Source organism: Rhodococcus sp. WB9 (assembly GCF_007558985.1).
GTDB classification, from domain to species: Bacteria; Actinomycetota; Actinomycetes; order Mycobacteriales; family Mycobacteriaceae; genus Rhodococcus_F; species Rhodococcus_F opacus.
On the sequence record NZ_CP041769.1, the window covers coordinates 5,845,870 to 5,865,315 of the forward strand.

Consider the following 19,446-nt stretch of genomic DNA (forward strand, 5'->3'; position numbering starts at 1 on the left):
GCCCGAATGGTTCCGTTCCCGACGCTCACCGCCACCGGCCCCGGCCGACTGCTCGAGGCTCTCGCACGCGATGTTCCCCTGGTCTGCGGCATCGTCAACGTGACCCCGGATTCGTTCTCCGACGGTGGCCGATACCTCGACACCGAGGCCGCGGTCGAGCACGCCCTGTCTCTGGTCCCGGAGGGCGCCGACCTCCTCGACGTCGGGGGCGAGTCGACCCGTCCCGGGTCCCGCCCGCCGTCCGTCGCGGAGGAGATCGCGCGCGTGGTGCCGGTAGTCGCGGCACTCGCGATGTCGACGTCGGTCCCGATCTCGGTCGACACCTCGAGACCGGACGTCATGCGGGAGGCGGTTGCCGCCGGCGCGTCGATGATCAACGACGTTCGTGCCCTGCGACTTCCGGGTGCACTGCGGGCTGCGGCCGATCTCGACGTGCCCGTGTGCCTGATGCACATGCGCGGCGACCCCGAAACGATGCAGACGTCGCCGGAGTACGGCGACGTCGTGTCCGAGGTGCGCCGGTTCCTCGTCGACCGTGTCGGCGCCTGCCGGGGAGTGGGAATTCCCCTCGAGCACCTCATGGTCGACCCGGGTTTCGGCTTCGGCAAGACCCTCGCCCACAACCTTGCACTGTTGTCCGAACTTCGGCAGATCACGGATCTCGGTGTTCCCGTGATGGCCGGACTGTCCCGGAAAAGCATGCTGGGCACGATCACCGGTCGCAGCGTCCACCACCGTCAGGCCGCCTCGGTGGCCGCTGCGCTGATCGCCGCACAGAACGGGGCAGCTGTACTCCGGGTGCACGACGTGGCCGCCACCGTGGACGCGGTGTCCGTGCTCCGCGCGCTCGTATATCCTGGTCGCGCCAACGCCAGTCCCGCGTCGAATCGAGCCTCCGCACTGTGAACAGCTCCGTGTCCGCCGCCGGTCTCGCGACCATCGATACCGCTGGGGTCCAGCCGATCGGTAGTGCTGAGGCACAGCTGATCGGTGCCGGTGCACAGCTGATGGAAACGATGTATCACGATCCGCGGACCGGCCTGCGGCACGCGGAGCGTCACCTGCGACGTCTGGCCCGTTCCGCGGCCGTGCTCGGGTACGAGTTCCGGGTACGTGACGTCCGGCGCCGACTCGCGCAGCGACTGTCCGGCGTCGGCGCGGCCCGGGTCCGCGTGCGCCTGCACCGCGACGGCGGTGTGGACGTCGATATCTTCGGGCCGCCGGTCGCACCCACGTCGGTGTCTCTCGTGCTCGACGACGAGCCCGTCGACTCCCGGGACATCCTCCTCGGACACAAGACGACGTTGCGCGAGCGATACGACCGCAGACGACACCGTCACCCCGGGGCCGGCGACGTCGTGCTGGTCAACGAACTCGGGCACGTCACCGAGACCACGATCGCGAATCTCGCCGCCCGGATCGACGGCGTCTGGTGGACGCCACCGTTGGCGTCGGGGTGCCTGCCGGGTGTCGAGCGGTCCTGGCAGCTCGACCGCGGGCTGATGCGCGAACGCATTCTCACGCCGGGCGATCTCCTGGCCGCCGAGGCGCTCGCCGTGACGAGCTCACTCAAAGGCGTGCTGCCCGCGACCCTCCGGCCGTAGCCTGCGTCGTTTCCGGACGTAGTGCACACCACCTCTTGACCCGCCTCCGCACCTGACCTACTGTTATCGCACACACTGATATATCAATATCAGACCTATTGGATCACACGCGCGACTCCGCGACCACAACGCCCGACTGTCAAAGGAAAAGGCATGAGAGCTGGAAAGATTCCCTCGGATCGACGGTTCACGGCGACACACAGCTGGTTGGCCCTCGCACCGGGACAGAGGTTCTCCGACTACCCGCTCCGGGCCGGGGTCACGGACACGGCACTCGACGAGATCGAGGTGGTCGGGCTGGAACTTCCGGCAGTGCGCAGCACAATCGAGGCGGGCGCACCCTGCGCGCTCGTCTGGACGTCCGCGCGGACCGTCGTTACGGTGTTTGCGCCGATCAGCGGACTCGTCACGATGACGAATGACGACGCTCTCGCGAACCCGCAACTCGTCGCCGACGACCCGTTCCATCGCGGCTGGCTGTTCGCCGTCCTCCCCTCACCGACGTCGTCCGCCTACGGACTTCTCACCCCCGCGCAATACGCACACGAACTCAGTGAGGCGGTGTAATCCCATGACCATCAGCGTGTTCGACCTGTTCTCCGTCGGCATCGGCCCCTCGAGTTCGCACACCGTCGGACCGATGCGCGCCGCCGCACGGTTCGTCTCCGACCTCCGCGCTCTCGACGCCCTGCCCGCAGTCGCGGACATCCGCGTCGACCTGTACGGGTCGCTCGCAGCCACGGGAGCGGGCCACGGAACGATGTCCGCGGTGCTGCTCGGACTCGAGGGGTACTTTCCCGAGAAGATCGAGACCGAGGAGATGGAACGGCGTCTCGAGGAGATGCGCAGTACCCGGCACATCAGGGTCGGCGGATCCCACGAGGTCGCGCTCGCCGAGGACGAGATCGTCCTCCATCCGCTGACCATCCTGCCGCTGCACCCGAACGGGATGAAAATAACCGCGTCCACCGCCACCGGCGTCGAGATCCACAGCGAAACCTACTTTTCCATCGGCGGCGGCTTCGTCGTCACCGAAGCGGAGAGCGCGGAGCCGCCGGCCACCGCCACCGGCGGTCTGTCGTTCGGGTCCGCCAAGGAACTCCTCGACGTCGCGGCCCGCCACGGCTACGCCATCAGTGACGTGATGCTCCAGTTCGAACGCGAAACGCGGTCGACCGTGGAGATCTACGAGCGGCTCCTGCATATCCGCGACGTCATGGTGGAATGCGAGAAGCGCGGGATCGCGCGCGACGGAATTCTTCCCGGCGCTCTGCACGTGCGCCGGCGCGCACGGGACTGGTACCTGCGCCTGAATAAGGAAGACCCGCACCGTGATCCCGCATTCGCCGAGGACTGGGTCAACCTCGTCGCGCTGGCCGTCAACGAGGAGAACGCATCCGGTGGCCGGATCGTCACCGCGCCGACCAACGGGGCCGCGGGCATCATCCCCGCGGTGCTGCACTACGCCGTTCACTACACCCCGGCCGGAAAGTCGGATCGCGACGACACCGCGATCCGCTTCCTCCTCGCCGCCGGCGCCGTCGGATCGCTGTACAAGGAACGCGCGTCGATCTCCGGAGCCGAGGTCGGCTGCCAGGGCGAGGTGGGTTCCGCGGCGTCCATGGCCGCTGCCGGGCTTGCGGAGATCCTCGGCGGCACAATCGAACAGGTGGAGAATGCCGCGGAGATCGCGATGGAGCACAGCCTCGGACTCACCTGCGACCCCATCGAAGGACTGGTGCAGATTCCGTGCATCGAACGCAACGCGATCTCGGCGGGCAAGGCCATCAACGCCGCTCGCATGGCCCTGCGCGGCGACGGCACCCACCGGGTCAGCCTCGACCAGGTGATCGAGACGATGCGCTCGACCGGCGCAGACATGCTGTCGAAGTACAAGGAAACGTCGACCGGTGGTCTGGCCGTCAACGTCCCGGTCAACTATGTCGAGTGCTGACATGATCACCGACGAACTTCGCCTTCTCCCCGCCCGCGCCGCGCACTTCATCCGGCGGCACCCGGTTCCGAAGCGCGGCGACTTCGCACCCGAGACCCGGCTGTAGGTGCTCGACGTCCTCGTGCACTGCGCACCGGTCCGCGGCGACGCGTTCGTGGCCTTCCAGCTCCTCAGCCGGCGCGAGCTGCCCGGCTCGTACCTTCTCCACGTCGACGTCGTGGACGACGCGCTGTCCGCCCTCGACACGTTCGCCGTCACCGAGTACGAATGCGAGCAGAGTTTCGGCCCGAACTGGCAGGACGTCGTGCGACACGCCGTGGAAGCGGCAGCCCTCCTGCACGGGCACTTCGGAGCACTGACGCGAACGACAAGCGTCGCCGACAGCCGACGACGGCTCGGCGCCTGGGCCTGCGCACGCGATGCGGCCTGGGAAGCGGGCCGCATCAAATCCTGGTACCGCGCCCAGGACGCCGCGTGGGAACGGCACTTCATGGACGAGGCGACAGTGCGCGAGGACGAGCAACTGTGCGCGGACATCGCGACCGCGGTGCGCGACGCGGCGGCAGCGCACGCGGTGTCGGATCTCGTCGGGCGGCACGATTTCACCAGCGCACACTTCGACACCCTGCTCGCCCCGTGGCGGGTGGCCGCCGCGCACCTGCTCCCGCGGGATGACTACTGCGCGGCCGCGAGCACAGTGTCGACGAACGTCCGCGGCAGGTCGGGATGACCGTTCTCCCGCAGCGCCGACAGCGCCGCGACGACGTTCGGGCCGCCGTCGGGTAGGAACCGGATCAGCCCGTGCCGGGCGCACTCCACTGCCGCCGGCAGCAGCATCGCCTGCGCCTCGTCGCGACGTCCGGCAGCCCACAGGCACGACACGAGCAACCGGACCGCCTGCAGGCGGGCCCGGTGCCGTCCGGTCCCGTCGAGTTGCCGAACCCAGTCGTTCGCCCATTCGCACGCGAGATCCTCGTCCGCCGGATCGCCCTGCGCCGCGAGCAACGTGATGGCCGCCTCTTCCTCGAGTTGTGCCGTCGCCAGGTCGAGCCCGTTCGCCGGGGTGCGCCGGGTCTCGCGTGTGACGGGCACGAACCCGGGTGCCGGGGGCAGCCCGATCCGCACCCGCTCGTTGTCGACGGCGGCCCGCAGCCGGGGCAGGGAGAACGTCTCGGCCGTCCGCACTCCCTCGTCGAGTTGTCGTGCCGCGGCGTCGCAATCGCCGCGCACCGCCATGATCCGCGCCCTGAGGCAGTAGTGCCGGATCATGAAATCCGGTGCGCCACCGAGCGCGGCCGCGTCGAACGTCTCGTTGAGCAGCTCGTCCGCTTCATCGACCCGGCCCTGCTCGTAATGGACCTCGGCGAGTAGTGCGCGGGTGAGCCGCGCATGTTGCGACTGCGTGTTCTCCGCCTCCCGGACCAGCTGGAACGCCTTGCGGTACAGCTCCATCGCACCGCCGACATCGAGCTGCTCGAACTTCGCGAGTCCGGCGAAACAGTACCCGTACGCAACGGAGTACGGTCCCGTGTTCTGCCGGTGGTACGGGGCCGCCCAGCTCTGCCTGCGGTAGGCGTCCTCGAACCGGAATTCACACGTGTCCACGAACGTCTCGATGAGAGCGGCCATCGACACCACGAAGGGGTGGTACTCCGTGGGATGGGCGAGGCATTCGGTGACGAGCTCCCGCACCCCCTCGATGCGGTCCGCGGTCGCCTCGATGTCGCCCTGCAGGACATCCGCCTCCACCCGGAGCTGGGCGGCGCGACGCTCGGGCATCTCGCCGCTGTCGATCTGCTCGAGCGCGCGGGTTCGGGCGGCTTGCGCGAGTTCGAGTCGCTGGAGTTCGCAGTTCGCCCATCCGATGGTGAGCTGCAGCCGCGGGCTGGCGGCCACCAGGTCGGCGGGCAGTTTCCCGATCAGGCAGAGCAGCGTCGACATCTGTGACCGATCGAGGAGGTACAGGTCGTCCTCCTCGAGCAGTTCCACCGCTCGCTGCGGTTCCCCGGCCGCGAGGATGTGGTCGACGGCCTCGCCCAGCAGGTGCCGCTCCCGGAACCAGTCGTATGCCCGGCGGTGCAGGTCGGTGATGCGCCCGGGGTGGTCCCGTTCGAGGCGCTGATGGAGGATCTGGGCGAACAGGTGGTGATAGCGATACCACTGGCGGTCGTCGCCCGTCCTGCCGAGGAACAGGTCACGGGCGGCGACCTGCTCGAGTCTCGCTTGCCCGTCCTGCACGCCGCCCAGCGCCGACGCCAGGTCGCCGCACACCTTGTCGGGGACGGACGTGGCGAGCATGAAGTCGAGCAGGTCGGGTTCGAGGGCGTCGAGCACGTTCTCGGCGAGATACTCGCCGATCGCGTCGGTCCCCGTCCGGAGCTGTTCGATCAGGTTCTCCGGAGTTCCGGCTTCGCGCAACGACAACGAGGCCAACTGCAGTGCCGCGATCCAGCCGTCGGTCGATTCCCGGAGTTGTTCGATCTCGGTGTCCTTCAGTGGAACCTGCACCCGGTCCGACAGGAAGTTCTGCGATTCGCCGAAATCGAAACACAGTTCGTCGGAAGCTATTTCGTTGAGTTCGTCGAGCACCCGCATCCGGCTCAGCGGCAGCCCCGACCGGCTCCGGCTCGCCACGACGATCTTCAAGTGGTGGCAGCCGTTGTCGAGCAGGAACTTCATCGAGTCGATCGGCCCGGAGCCAGTGATGCGGTGCCAGTCGTCGATCACGACGACGAGGGCCTCCTCGCTGTCGTGAAGCCGGTTGATCAGGGACGTGAGGACGAACCGTTCGACCGCGTCCCCGTGCTCCTCCAGCGACTGGCCCAGATCGGTGACGACCTCCGGGCGTACCCGCCTGATCGCCTCGACGAGGTGGGTGAGGAACCACACCACGTTGTTGTCGTCCCGGTCCACGGTCAGCCACGCGACCGCCGTCCCGGCGTCGACCAGGTCGTCGCGCCACTGGGCGACCAGACTGCTCTTGCCGAACCCGGCCGGCGCGTGGACGAGCGTCAGCCTGCGGTCCCGGCCCGCGCGGAGGGCGGCGAGGAGCCGCCGGCGCGGCACGAGCTGCCGGGTGGTGGTGGGTGGGCGGAACTTCGTCACCGGCGCGGGCGGGGTCGGCGGCGTCCGCACGTTGTACGGGAGCCCGGGGCCCCGGGACCGGGTGGATTCGCCGGCATGATCGTGCAGCTGCTCGGGTGCCCGCCGAACGGGGATGTACATGTCGTCGACGACGACACCGTTGCGTCGCTCGACCGCCCGGAGCTCGTTGCCGAAGTCGGCGGCACCGCCCGGCCTGTCCTCGACCGTGCGGGCCATGGCATGTTCGACTGCGCTGCACACGTCGTCGGGGATTCCGGCGTCCCGCAGGTCGGGGACCGCCTGCGTGGAGATCCGCAGGAACTGCCCGACGACCTGCTCACCGCTCCGGCGCTCGTACGCCGCATGCCCGGTCAACGCGCAGAACAGGGTGGACCCGAGACTGTAGACGTCCGACTCCACCGTCGGTGGCCGGCCTTCGAGCACCTCCGGCGCGGTGAACGCCGGGGACCCGGTGATCGAGCCTGCCGTCGTCTCGAATCCGCCGGAGACGCGGGCGATGCCGAAGTCGGTCAATTGCGGTTCGTCGTATTCGGTGAGCAGGATGTTCGCGGGTTTGACGTCGCGGTGGAGCATCCCACCGCGATGCGCGGTCTCGAGGGCGCCGGACATCTTGATCCCGAGCCGCAGCACCTCCTGCCACCCGAGGGGACCCGACCGACGGATCTGCGCATCGAGGGAACCGAACGAGTGGTACGGCATGACGAGGAACGGCCGCCTGCTCCGGGTGACACCGACCTGGTAGACGGCAACGATGTTCGGGTGCCCGGACGTCCGGCCCATCGCCCGTTGCTCACGCACGAACCTCGTCACGTTGTCGGGGTCGAGGTTCGACGTCAGGACTTTGACGGCCACCGTGCGGTCGAGGTCCTCCTGCAGGCAGCGGTAGACGACTCCGAACCCGCCGCGGCCGATCTCCACGGCATCGTCGAACCCTGCCGCGGCCAGCTCGGTCGTGATCTCCGGCTGGCGCTGGGTTGCCCCCGGATCGTCGATCGTCATCGGCCCTGCACCACCTCTGGCACGCTCCACCCAGAATAGTCCGCGGAGTCCATCCGACGAGCGGAGGCGATGCGGTCAGTCGCGGGTCTCGACGGGTGCCCCGAGTCGTGCCGACACCCGCCTGCCGGATTCCGCGACCGCCCGCCCGAGCGACTCGAGCATGGACTCGGGGACCCGGAACCGTGGGGCGGACAACATGACGGCCGCGACCAGTACGCCGCGATGATCGCGGACCGGCGCCGAGATGCCGACCTCCTCGATCGACGTGCGGCCGTCGTTGACGGCGTATCCGCGGTCGCGGGTGTCACTCAGCTCGTCGAAGTACTCGCCGCGTGACTCCTGCTCATCGGGTCCGACGAGCAGACGCCGGTCGAACAGCCGCTCGGTCTCCGCCCGCGGCATCTCGGAGAGGAACACCTGGACGGACGAACTCGCATAGGTGTCGTAGCGGGTGCCCACCGCGGCGGTGTGCTTGACCTGCTTGGGACTGGGAATCTGTTCGACGACGACGGATTCGTGCCCGTTCCACACCATGAGCGCGCTGGTCTCGCCGGTGCGGCTGGTGAGTTCCTCCAGTTCCGGCTGCGCCACGCGGCGGACGTCGAGGTTGGCCAGCAGTGGCCCCGCGAGGGCGATGAGACCGAGGCCGAGCCGGTAGCGTCCGGTGCCCTCGTCACGCTCGACGTAGCCGGCTTTCTCGAGGGTGGCGAGCATGCGGGACACGCTGCTCTTGTGCAGATCGACCTTGCGCGCGATCTCGGTGACGCCGAGGACCGGCTCCGCGATCGAGAAGGATTCGAGCACCCGCAGTCCGTTGAGGAGGACCGACGGGGACGGCTTCGCGTCACCGTCGTGCTCGCCCGGTCCGTTGTCCGCGAGTCGATCGACGTCGTCCACACTCATGATCGTTGCGCTCCTTCGGTTCTGCCAACACCACCGCCGACCCTGCCACACCCGCGGCAGGGTCGGCGTACCGGTCAGACGCCGAGGATGTTGTGCTCGGGTCCGAACGGGAACCGGGTGATATTCTCCGCGCTGTCCTCGCCGACGACCAGGATGTCGTGTTCGCGGTAGCCCCCGGCGCCCGGCATGCCCTCGGGAACCATGACCATCGGTTCCATCGACACCACCATCCCGGGTTCGAGGACCGTGTCGATGTCTTCGCGCAGTTCGAGGCCCGCCTCGCGTCCGTAGTAGTGCGAGAGCACGCCGAAGGAGTGCCCGTACCCGAACGTGCGGTTCGGCAGCAGACCCTCGGCCTCGTAGATCTCGTTCAGCTCGGCCGCGATGTCCTTGCAGACGGCGCCCGGCTTGATCAGGTCGAGCCCGCGGCGATGCACCTTGACGTTGATCTCCCACAGCCGCAGGTGCTCCGCCGACGGCTCACCGTAGAACAGGGTGCGTTCGAGCGCCGTGTAGTAGCCGGCGATCATCGGGAAACAGTTCAGCGACAGGATGTCTCCGCGTTCCACGCGGCGGCTGGTGGCCCAGTTGTGGGCGCCGTCGGTGTTGATGCCCGATTGGAACCAGACCCACGTGTCGCGCAATTCGGCGTGCGGGAAGGTGGCCGCGATCTCCCGGATCATCGCGTTCGAGCCGGCGATCGCCACCTCGAATTCGGGGACACCCTCGGTGATCGCCGCACGGATGGCCTCGCCGCCGAGGTCACCGATCCGCGCCCCGTGCTTGATCAGTTCGATCTCCTCGGGCGACTTGATCATGCGCTGGCGCATCGTGGCCTTTGCGACGTCGGTGAACGTCATCCCGGGCAGAACCGCCGCGATCCGGGCCCGCACGTCGGGGGTCAGGTGGTCGTCCTCGACACCGAGGCTGCCGCGTGAGATGCCCTGCTTCGCCACGACCTGCTGCACGGCGTACTCGAAGTTGTCGCGGCGCCAGTCCGTGTAGACGACGTTCTCGCCGAACGACCGCCGCCACGGCATCCCGGCATCGATGTTGGCGGACACGGTGGTCGAGCCGTCCTGGGTGACGACCAGGGCGTACGGCCGCCCGAACGCCGTGTAGAGGAAGTCGGAATAATAGTTGATGTTGTGGTAGCTGGTAAAGAGCACGGCATCGAACCCGTTGTCCGCCATGTGCTTACGCAGAGCGACTAGCCTGCGGTCCATTTCCACCGGGGAGAACGTGGGAACGACCTTCTCGCCGTTGGGGATGCTCTTGATGCGCTCCAAGTTCATGATGTTCCTTTCGAGTTGCCGGCGGCATCGCGTGATGCCGCACTCCTGTGGGATGTACGGGTGGTCAGGTGTCGGCCAGGGGGCGCTGGGAGGTTTCGCGGGCCATGAGCATCGCCCCCATGGCGACGAGGGCCGCGGCGACGAGATACCAGGCGGGCGCGAGTGTGCTGCCGGTGAGCTCGATCAACAACGTGGCGACGAACGGCGCGGTGCCGCCGAACAGTGCATTGGCGGTGTTGAAGCTGAACGCGAAACCGCTGTAGCGGACCTGGGTCGGGAAGATCTCGGCCAGGAAGGTGGGAAGCGTGCCGTCGTTCATGGTGAGGAACGCGCACAGCACGATCTGGATGAGGACGATACCGACGATTCCGACGGCGCCGAGTGCACTGAACAGCGGGACGGTGAACACCGCGAAGCAGACCGACGCGGCAATGAGAACTCGCTTGCGGCCGAAGCGGTCCGAGAGCGCACCCATCCCGAAGATGAAGACGATGTAGCAGGCGAGAGCGATCGACGCGGCGACGAACGAGGCCGTGTGGCCGACGTTCAACACCTCCGACAGATACGTCGGCATGTAGCTGAGGATCAGGTAGAAGCCGACCGCATTGAGGCAGGTGACACCGAACGCGATGGCGATCGCGCGCCGATGGTGGGTGAAAAGGATCGACAACGGCGCGTTGGACTCCACCTTCTGTTCCATTTCCTGGAACTTCGGGGTGTCCTCGAGCTTCAACCGGATGTAGCGGCCGATCAGGCCCATCGGCGCCGCGAGCAGGAACGGCAGCCGCCAGCCCCAGCCTTCGAGCTGTTCCGTCGACAGCACCGCGGTCAGCAGTGCCGCGATCAACGATCCGAATAGCAGCCCGGCGGCCGTGGACGCGGGCACGACGCTCGTGAACAGCCCGCGCTTGCGGTCCGGGGCGTACTCGGCGAGGAACGCCGAGGCGCCCGCGTACTCGCCGGCGGCGGAGAATCCCTGCACCATGCGGACGAGCAGCAGCAGGACCGGTGCGATGTAGCCGATCTGATCGAAGCCGGGGATCAGGCCGATACAGAACGTCGACGCCGACATGATGAGGATCGACAGTGACAACGCCGTGCGACGTCCGATCTTGTCACCGAAGTGCCCCCAGACGAGTCCGCCGATCGGGCGGATGACGAACGAGATGGCGAACACGGCGAACGTGGCCAGCAGACCCGTCGTGGGCTCGGCCTCGGGGAAGAAGACCACCGCGATAACCGTTGCGAGATAGCCGTATACGGCGTAGTCGAACCATTCGACGAAGTTGCCGATGAAGCTCGCCGTGACGACCCGCCGGAGAACACGGGGCGAGGGGTTCACCGCGCCGTCCTCGTCCGATTGCGGCGGGGCTGAGGGGGAATTGAGGTTTTGGGCCATGCCCACTCCTTCTCGGGGCGTCGGCGCTTGCCGACTGCGACGAATGGCATTTGTTGCGTTGATTGCAACGGCGATTCGTTCACCGACCATATTGTGCTTGGCATCACATGTCAACGATGTTTTGCTTCTCATGACCGGACTGCGGTTGCAATGGATGAACCGAGCTGAAACCGCCGGAAACACGGACGGGCGCGGTTGCGCCACCCCGATCCGCGATTCCCAGCGATGTTCACAGGAATGCAACATCGTTGCAACAGCCGAGTCCGGGGCCGCTTTCCCGGTCACCCGTGAAAGTCAGAGCGCGCTCGCGTCGACCGCACCGCCGAGATAGAGGCGGGTCGCGAGGTGCACGGCAGCGAGACGCGGCGAACCCGTCGGATCCTCGCCGAGTAGCGCGAAGATCTGATCGAGCCGCTGATACAGCGTCTGACGCTGCACGTGCAGCCGGGCCGCCGCCTCGGTCTTGCTGCACCCGCACTGCAGGTAGACGTCCAGCGTGTCGATCAGACGGCGAGCACGTTCGGGACCGACCGCGAGAAGCGGCCCGAGCAATTCCCTGACGAACGACGTCAGCAGGGCCGGATCGCCGATCCGCCGGCCGAGGCGTTCGAGAGCGAGTTCCGCGGCGTCCACGATGGTGTCGGCGATACCCAGATCGGCCGCGAGGTCGAGCGCGAACCGCGCCTCCGCCAGCGTCTCGGGGAGCCCGAGCAGATCGGTGACCACCGGACCCACCGCAACCCGCGCCAACACCGCCTGCGGTGTCGCGCGCAGCGATTCGACCAGCGACGCGCAGGAACCGACTCGGTCGTCGGCCCGGAGCACGACGATTGCGTGCAACTCGTCGCCGGCGATGGACGACACCGTTCCGGCCGCGTACCGGTGCAGTGCCGCATCGACAGCGCCGAGCGATACCGGACCGTCGACCGAACGTCCGACAACCCCGACGTATGACGCTCCGTCGGCCATCCCGGCCGCACGCGCCGCCGCGACGAGACGCTCCGGGGCAGGATTCGGCTGGCAGGCGATCCGTAGCAAGGCCTGCGAGGCGCGGACCGCGGCCGAGGGAGGAAACGAACGCAGGAGCGAGATCGCCAGCGCTGCCGGTGCTCGCTCGACGATCGCCTCCGCGGTGACGCGATCGGCCGGGTGGGCCGCAGACACCATGAGCGTCGCCACACCGACACCCTGGACGGATACCGGCACGGCGAGCACGCCCGAACCGGTGGCAGGGGCGGCGATCTCATTCCCGAGGGCCGCGATCACGTCGCCGGTCGCGTCGAGCAGGGTCACGTCACCGGGCAAGAGTCGCGCGAGCACCTCGAGCAACTCGTCGGGTCCGCCACCGCGGGCCAACTCCTCGGACAACGCGTGCGCGACCGCGTCACCACGACGCAGTCGCTGCACCGATTCGTTGACCAGCAGGCCGTTGATCGCCTCGGCGACCTCGACGAACGGAACGACACCACGCAGTTCGACGACCGGCAAACACGCCTCCGACGCCTCCTCGACCAGCGCAGGCGGGATCTGCGGCAGTTGCGGCCCGGTCTCGATGGCCACTCCGGCGACACGGCGGGCCGACAGTTCACGCACGTACCGCCGCATTCCGGCCGGGTCGGCAGACGCGAGTGCGAACCCGCCGGTCAGCAGCAACTCGCCGCCGCGAAGAAGGTGCGCGATGTCGATGACTTCGCTCGAATGCACCCAGCGCACGGGCTGGGCCAGCAGGTCGGCTCCGGCCCGAACGACCGGGCGTCCGGCAGCGAGGCTCGGGTGTGCGAGGACGTCGGCTAACGACAGCGACATGACATTCCGTTCGTTGACAGCCCGAATTTATTGTCAAAGTGTAAATGGTGTGATGTGGGTCACGCACCGCATGATGGGAAGCCCCACATGGCCTCACAAAGGAGTCCGATGGTCACCGACACTCCCGCAGACAGTCCCCACCTGCACGACTTCGAAGAAGTACTGCAACCCATCCCCGACGAAGCACGCACGACGCGCGTGTCCGGCCAGTTCTGGATCTGGGCGGGGGCCAATATTGCGCCCATCAACTGGGTTCTCGGCGCCCTCGGCATCGGACTCGGGCTCGGGCTGCGCGACACCCTCATCGTTCTGGTCGCCGGAAACGTCATCGGCATGGCACTTTTCGGCGTCTTCGTTCTCATCGGCCAGCGTACGGGCGTCACCGGTATGGTCTTGTCGCGGGCCGCGTTCGGTCGGCGCGGCGCATACCTGCCGGCCGCGATCCAGGCCTGCCTGGCGGTCGGGTGGTGCGCGGTGAACACCTGGATCGTCCTGGACCTGGTCATGGCACTGCTCGGCAAACTGGACCTGGTCGACCCGCACGAGCGGAACCTGGCAGCGAAGATTCTCGTCGGAGCCGTCATCATGACGATCCAGGTGACCATCGCATGGTTCGGCTACCGGGTCATCGCCGCGTTCGAGCGCTGGACGGTTCCGCCGACTCTGGCGGTACTCGTTCTGATGTCCGTCGTCGCCTGGTTCCACCTCGACATCGACTGGTCCTACGCCGGGCCCACCGGCGAAGTCCTGCACGGCGGCGCCCGGATCGCGGCTATGTCCACGGTGATGACCGTGATCGGAATCGGCTGGGGAATCACGTGGTTCACCTACGCCTGCGACTACTCGCGGTTCGTGAGCCGGACGGTGTCCCGTCGCAAGCTGTACTTCGCGAGCACCCTCGGTCAGTTCGTCCCGGTGGTGTGGCTCGGAGTGCTCGGCGCCAGTCTCGCCACGACCAACGGTTCCATCGACCCGGGTGAGCTGATCGTGTCGAACTTCGGCGCGCTGGCGCTGCCGGTGCTGTTCCTCGTGATTCACGGGCCGATCGCCACCAACATCCTCAACATCTACACGTTCTCGGTCGCCGCACAGGCCCTCGACATCAAGGTGCACCGCCGGAAGCTGAACCTGCTGGTCGGCATGTTCGCCCTGGTCGTGGTCATCTTCTTCATCTTCCAATCGAGCCTTGCCACCGTACTCGAGACCTGGCTGGCGGCAATCGTGGCCTGGATCGCGAGCTGGGCAGGCATCATGCTCGTCCACTACTTCCGCCTCGACAAACGACAGATCGACGCTCGACGACTGTTCGAGCCGATCGGATCTCGCAGGCTCCTCGACGTCAACTGGACCACGATGGGATGCTTCGTCGCCGGAATCGCCGGAATCGCCGCAACGTGGCTGTTCATGTACGGCGCCACGAGCCTCACCCAGGGCTTCGCGGCTCGAGCACTCGGCGGGCTCGACCTGTCCTGGCTGGCCGGTGGCGGAGTTGCCGCCGCCCTCTATTCAGTCCTCGGCCCCCGAGCACACCGCCCCTACCGCATCACCGGCCAACCCCCGACACGATCGTCCGCGACCACCGACTCCCCCGACGTCCTCGCCGGCAACTGAACCCTCCCGACACCCCAGGAGCACACCGTGAACAACGACTTCACCTGGCCGCAGGGCCACACCGCAGCCGCCGCCTTCACTTTCGACGTCGACGCCGAATCCTGCGTCCTCGCCCACGATCCCACTTCGGCGAACCGTATGTCGCTGATGAGCCACCAGTCGTACGGGCCCCGCGTCGGTGTCCCCCGCATTCTGCGAATACTCGAACGTCAGGACGTTCGCGCAACGTTCTTCGTGCCGGGATTCACCGCCGAGTGCTATCCCGACACGGTCCGCGCCATCATCGACGGCGGTCACGAGGTGGGGCACCACGGGTATCTACACGAACCGACGAAGGGCCTCGACCCTGCGACCGAGGCACGCTACCTCGACCGGGGGCTCGACGCGCTCGAGGAGGTCGCGGGCATCCGCCCCGTCGGATATCGCGCGCCCTGGTGGGAAATGAACTGGCACACACCCGAGTTGCTCGCCGAACGCGGGTTCATGTACGACTCGAGCCTGCTCGACGGCGACAAGCCCTACCTGATGGCGACGAGCCCGGCGTCGGAACGAACACTGATCGAGATCCCCGTCGACTGGGCACTCGACGACTGGGAACAGTATGCGTTCTACCCCGGTGTCACCGGCAGTGGCGTCATCGAAAGCCCCGCCAAGGTCCTGGAGATGTGGACCCTCGAAGCGGAGGCCCACCATGCCGAAGGCGGGTGCTTCGTCCTCACGAACCACCCGTTCATCTCCGGAAGACCCTCCAAGGCAGCCGCATTGGAACGACTCATCGAGAACGTCAAGGCAATGGACGGGATGTGGGTGACCACTCTCGGGGACATCGCGGCACACGCCCAGCGCGCCTGCACCGAACCCTTCGCACACACCCGATTCGAAGTCCCCACCTTCCCCGACGTCCAGATCCGGCAGATTTCCCCGGCCCCCGTCACTGTTCGCTCCGAACGGTGAGGGATCCTCAATCGTCGACCGTCACCCCGTACTCGGTGGCGAGCATGGCGAGATCGTATTCGTACCCCTGACCCACCGCGCGGAGACGCCACTGCCCGGCGCGTCGGTAGATCTCGGCGAAATGCATCGTCCGTTCGGTCGTGCCGGCGTCCAGAACGAACGATGCGATCGTGTGGTCCGGAGCGTCGACGGTCACCGAGATCGGACCGAGTTCACCGAAGGTGCGATCTCCGCCGATCGCCGCCGATACGGACACGCACTGGTAGTCGGAGTGCAGGGCAGCCAATTCGATCCGCACTCCTTGCTCGCTGCTGCCGTCGCAGGATAATTCCACGGTGCCGTCCGAACTCGTCGGCGAGTTGTAGAAGAGGAAGTCCTCGTCGCAACCGACCCGGCCGTCTTCGCCGAGAAGAAGCGCAACCACATCCACGTCGAATGCATCGTCCTCGGTGTGGGCGCGCCAAGACGCGTTGACCGTCAGCGATGTCGTCTGTGGTGGCAGGTCGATCACCTCTCCGCGAGCGAGCAACGGCGCAACCCACTGAGAAGGCGGTCGGATCGGCTCGCGGAGCGCCCCCCGCTCGGGTGGTGCCGCCGGTTCGAGTGCGGAGTTCACATCGGGGGCGGTGAGCAGAGGCAACTGACGGGCCGACACTCGGTCCATGCGGGGATCGAGTTCACCACCGTCGAGAACGAGGACATCGGTGACTCCTGCGGAGAGATTGACCGACGGCTTGGCACCCAGCTGCACGACGCGGGAGCGCATCAGAACGGAGTCCGCATGCGAGCCACCGACAATGAGCACTCTTCTTCCGTGCCAAGGCTTCGTGGAGGGAACAGTCGTCGCAGGTCGTGGCCGCTGAACTTCGGACGGTGCCGCGGCCGCCTTCGGCTCACCCGGTGTCACGTGCAGCAACATCTCGCCGAGCCGCCGCTCGGTCAGGACAGGAATCCCGTCGGCCACCGCGCGGCGCACCTTTGCACTCGACGAGTGCGGGTCGTTGCAGACGACGACACTCGTCTGACGGCTGACCGAATTCATGACGTCCAGGCCGGCGGCGGTCAAACGTGCGGCGAGCGCAAGACGGGGAACATCCGTACTGCCGCTGATGACCAGTTTCATGCCCTGGACCAGTCCCTCCCCCGGATCCAGCCGACCCGGATTCCGCCACGGAGACTCCACGCGCGGAACCCGATCGGGGTACACCGCCCGCCGATCGGCGCAACCGACGACCGGCAGAGGAAGTCTGAGAGACTCGGCCAGCGAGGCGCTGTGCGCGAAGACCTCCGTCAGCACGAGGGCGTCGTCGTAAGCGTCGTGAGCCCGGTTCTGACGAACCTTCCAGTGCGCAGCCAGAGTGGACAACTTGTGATTGGGGACGTCGATCTCGAGGCGGCGCGACAGGGCGAGGGTGCAGAGCCTCTGCCGTGTCGGCATCGTCATCCCCGCCCGCCGTGCCTCGGCGTCGAGGAAGCCGTAATCGAATGACGCGTTGTGCGCGACCAGCGTCCGACCGTCGAGAAGCTCGAGCAGATCTTTCGCGACGTCTTCGAAACGGGGCGCCCCCACCAGACGCTGTGGCGTGAGATTGTGGATATGGACCGGCCCCGGGTCGTAGCCCGGGTTGAGCAGAGTCACCAATTCACGCTCCACCGAACCGTCTTCACGCAACGCCAACGCCGCGACGCTGAGCACTCTGTGCGTGGACGAACGAAGACCGGAGGTCTCGACGTCCACGACGACCCAGCGGTGCCCTGTCGGCAATCGCGCCGGCCGGTTCATGGTCGAGGAGGCAGATGACAGCACAGAGCGACTATAGAGCCCAGTTCTCGCCGTTCTGATCGACGACACGGAAATCTCCGGCAGATATCGTGCCCATTCTGAATTTCTCGGTAGTTTTTTGTTCAAGTACAGGTCGAGGGTTGTGTCATTCGAGTGAATGACACAGAGGGATATTGCGCCTCAACAGCTTTCGAAGTCCGTTACCAAGTGGCTACTATCCTCGTCACACCGAATGGATTGGCCGTCGTGGCATTTCTCGACCATTCCGTGGAAGCCCCACCCCACCCCTGAACGAGGTAAACATGAAGGCTCGACGGTTAGTTCTCAGCGTCCTCGGTTGTGCCGCCATTTCGATGGCGACCGCACCCTCCGCACAGGCGGCGACGATCTTCGATTTCCTCCCCCCGGAGATTGCGTCCCTGATTCCGAGCGGTTCGGCCGACGCCGTGAACCCCCTCCTGCCGCCCGCGCCCGCCGCTCCGGCAGCACCGGCACCCGCGCCGCAGGTCGCGCCGGCCCCGCAGGCAGCCCCCGCACCGCAGGTGGCTCCGGCACCGCCGGCACCCGCGCCGCGGGCGGGGTACAAGAACTGCACCGAGGCCCGCAATGCGGGCGTGACGCCGATCTACCGCGGCCAGGACGGTTACGCGTCGCACCTCGACCGCGACAACGACGGCATCGCCTGCGAGTAGGCGATCACGATCGCGCCATCCGACACGCACCCCTTCTGTGCCCCCGCACCCGTTTTCGAGCCCGAGAACGGGTGCGTCTACCGAGAACGGGTGCGTCGGTGTCTGGCAACGCCTCGCCCGACGTGCAGGTGTCGCGATTCCCCGTACGGCGCAGTGCGCTCGGCACTAAGTTCGGCGATGACGGTTGAGGTTCTACGCGAGGGGGCGGTCCGGCATGAGCAGGACACATTTCAGGGCTCTGACACTGGGTGCGGTCGCGCTGGCCGGGGGTGCCGCACTCACTGCGGGCACCGGAACGGCCGCGGCGGACGTCCTCACCGAGATCAACGGCTGCAGGATTGTGGCGAATCCTAATCCCGACGATCGCACGACCTGCCCCGGCGCCGATCTGAGTTCCGCGAACCTGGCGGGCCTGAACCTGAGCTTCGCCGACCTGTCGGGTGCGAACATGAAACGGGCGAACCTCACCGGCACCAACTTCGCCGCCGCGAATCTGTCGTACGCCGACCTGAGCGACGCGAACATCACCGGAACGAACTTCACGGATTCGCAGCGCAACGCGGTGATCCTGTACAGCACGGACATCGACATCTTCGGCACGATCGTCGGGGACATGAACATCACGACCGAACCCGAATGGTCCACCGACGCCCACGAGCGCGCACTCGCCTCGGTCGTCCCGGTGACACCCCCGTCGCCGGCTCCGTAAACCATTCCTGACCCAGTGACCCGGGCCGCGCACTGCGCGGCCCGGGTTCTTGCATGCCCAAACCCCTTGACATTGGATACCCGCACTATCCACTATTAGATAGTATCGGTATCCAACATTGGGAGGCATCCGATGACGACGATCGACCCCACCCGTTCGACGCACCACTACGACGGCGAACTGGTGGTCTTCCTGATCGGGATGACCATCAACCGACCCTGGCGACCGGACCTGTGGCTGCCCACGTTCCTCGCGATGCCGAGGATGCTGCGCGAGCTGTCCGAAGATCCGGATTCGGGTCTGATGGGCTACCGCCTGACGTTCGAGGGGCGCGGCCCGACAGTGATTCAGTACTGGAACTCCGTCGACAAGCTGTACGCCTACGCCAGTGACAGCCAAGCGAAGCATCGTCCGGCCTGGGCCGCATTCAACCGGCGGGCCCGCAAGGCACCCGGTGCGGTCGGCGTCTGGCACGAGACCTATTTGGTGGACCGCGCCGAGTCGATCTACGTCGGCACGCCGGCGATGGGCCTGGCTCGCGCCACCGCACGTGTGCCCGTCACACAGAAGTTCAGCCGCGCCCGAGACCGGCTGTCCCGCAGTAACAACACCCACGAACAGTGATCGATTCA

General features: G+C 67.0%; 15 protein-coding genes and 1 pseudogene. 10 read left to right on the top strand and 6 right to left on the bottom strand.

Features of this window, described 5'->3' with window-relative positions:
- The first annotated feature begins 6 nt into the window (after positions 1-6).
- The 5 genes and pseudogenes from folP to FND50_RS27300 all read left to right on the top strand — a co-directional run bounded on the left by folP (position 7) and on the right by FND50_RS27300 (position 4,288).
- Positions 7-906 carry a dihydropteroate synthase gene (gene folP / locus FND50_RS27280; protein WP_144287775.1) on the top strand — a complete coding sequence of 300 codons (900 nt, stop codon included), beginning with the start codon at positions 7-9 and terminating at the stop codon, positions 904-906.
- The gene (locus FND50_RS27285; RefSeq protein ID WP_144287776.1) at positions 903-1,604 is read left to right on the top strand and encodes an aminotransferase class IV; all 702 of its coding nucleotides are present in this window, start codon (positions 903-905) and stop codon (positions 1,602-1,604) included. The genes folP and FND50_RS27285 overlap by 4 nt, the downstream gene beginning before the upstream one ends.
- Positions 1,605-1,757: 153 nt before the next feature.
- A complete protein-coding gene (locus FND50_RS27290) occupies positions 1,758-2,171 on the top strand; it encodes a glycine cleavage system protein H (RefSeq protein ID WP_144287777.1) in 414 nt (137 codons plus the stop codon).
- Positions 2,172-2,175: 4 nt separating this feature from the next.
- Positions 2,176-3,558: an L-serine ammonia-lyase gene (locus FND50_RS27295; protein WP_144287778.1), complete on the top strand. Its 1,383-nt coding sequence runs from the start codon at positions 2,176-2,178 to the stop codon at positions 3,556-3,558.
- A gap of 1 nt (position 3,559) precedes the next feature.
- Positions 3,560-4,288 (top strand): annotated as a pseudogene (locus tag FND50_RS27300) (hypothetical protein).
- On the opposite strand, the gene FND50_RS27305 reads toward FND50_RS27300, so the two are convergent.
- The 5 genes from FND50_RS27305 to FND50_RS27325 form a co-directional block, all read right to left on the bottom strand.
- Positions 4,234-7,662: a serine/threonine-protein kinase gene (locus tag FND50_RS27305; RefSeq protein ID WP_144287779.1), complete on the bottom strand. Its 3,429-nt coding sequence runs from the start codon at positions 7,660-7,662 to the stop codon at positions 4,234-4,236. The pseudogene FND50_RS27300 and the gene FND50_RS27305 overlap by 55 nt on opposite strands.
- Before the next feature lie 75 nt (positions 7,663-7,737).
- Positions 7,738-8,565 carry an IclR family transcriptional regulator gene (locus FND50_RS27310; RefSeq protein WP_144287780.1) on the bottom strand — a complete coding sequence of 276 codons (828 nt, stop codon included), beginning with the start codon at positions 8,563-8,565 and terminating at the stop codon, positions 7,738-7,740.
- A gap of 74 nt (positions 8,566-8,639) precedes the next feature.
- Positions 8,640-9,860 carry a M24 family metallopeptidase gene (locus FND50_RS27315; RefSeq protein ID WP_144287781.1) on the bottom strand — a complete coding sequence of 407 codons (1,221 nt, stop codon included), beginning with the start codon at positions 9,858-9,860 and terminating at the stop codon, positions 8,640-8,642.
- A 64-nt stretch (positions 9,861-9,924) separates the two neighbouring features.
- Positions 9,925-11,259: an MFS transporter gene (locus FND50_RS27320; protein ID WP_144287782.1), complete on the bottom strand. Its 1,335-nt coding sequence runs from the start codon at positions 11,257-11,259 to the stop codon at positions 9,925-9,927.
- A 294-nt stretch (positions 11,260-11,553) separates the two neighbouring features.
- Positions 11,554-13,065: a PucR family transcriptional regulator gene (locus FND50_RS27325; protein WP_144287783.1), complete on the bottom strand. Its 1,512-nt coding sequence runs from the start codon at positions 13,063-13,065 to the stop codon at positions 11,554-11,556.
- 87 nt (positions 13,066-13,152) lie between these two features.
- Between FND50_RS27325 and FND50_RS27330 the strand changes: the two genes are divergently transcribed.
- Together FND50_RS27330 and FND50_RS27335 are read left to right on the top strand one after the other, a co-directional pair.
- Positions 13,153-14,676: a cytosine permease gene (locus FND50_RS27330; RefSeq protein ID WP_144287784.1), complete on the top strand. Its 1,524-nt coding sequence runs from the start codon at positions 13,153-13,155 to the stop codon at positions 14,674-14,676.
- A 27-nt stretch (positions 14,677-14,703) separates the two neighbouring features.
- On the top strand, positions 14,704-15,630 hold the full coding sequence (locus FND50_RS27335; protein ID WP_144287785.1) for a polysaccharide deacetylase: 927 nt from the start codon (positions 14,704-14,706) through the stop codon (positions 15,628-15,630).
- Positions 15,631-15,637: 7 nt separating this feature from the next.
- Here the strand turns inward: FND50_RS27335 and FND50_RS27340 are convergent, their stop codons facing one another.
- Positions 15,638-17,413, bottom strand: a complete 1,776-nt coding sequence (locus FND50_RS27340) for a TerD family protein (RefSeq protein WP_144289176.1) — start codon at positions 17,411-17,413, stop codon at positions 15,638-15,640.
- 302 nt (positions 17,414-17,715) lie between these two features.
- On the opposite strand from FND50_RS27340, the gene FND50_RS27345 reads away from it, so the two are divergent.
- The 3 genes from FND50_RS27345 to FND50_RS27355 all read left to right on the top strand — a co-directional run bounded on the left by FND50_RS27345 (position 17,716) and on the right by FND50_RS27355 (position 19,438).
- Entirely contained in the window at positions 17,716-18,105 is a 390-nt protein-coding gene (locus FND50_RS27345; RefSeq protein ID WP_144287786.1) for an excalibur calcium-binding domain-containing protein, read from the top strand.
- Between the two features lie 214 nt (positions 18,106-18,319).
- Positions 18,320-18,814, top strand: a complete 495-nt coding sequence (locus FND50_RS27350; RefSeq protein ID WP_144287787.1) for a pentapeptide repeat-containing protein — start codon at positions 18,320-18,322, stop codon at positions 18,812-18,814.
- A 132-nt stretch (positions 18,815-18,946) separates the two neighbouring features.
- Complete coding sequence (locus tag FND50_RS27355; RefSeq protein WP_144287788.1) at positions 18,947-19,438, top strand: DUF4188 domain-containing protein; 492 nt, start codon at positions 18,947-18,949, stop codon at positions 19,436-19,438.
- Positions 19,439-19,446 lie beyond the last annotated feature (8 nt).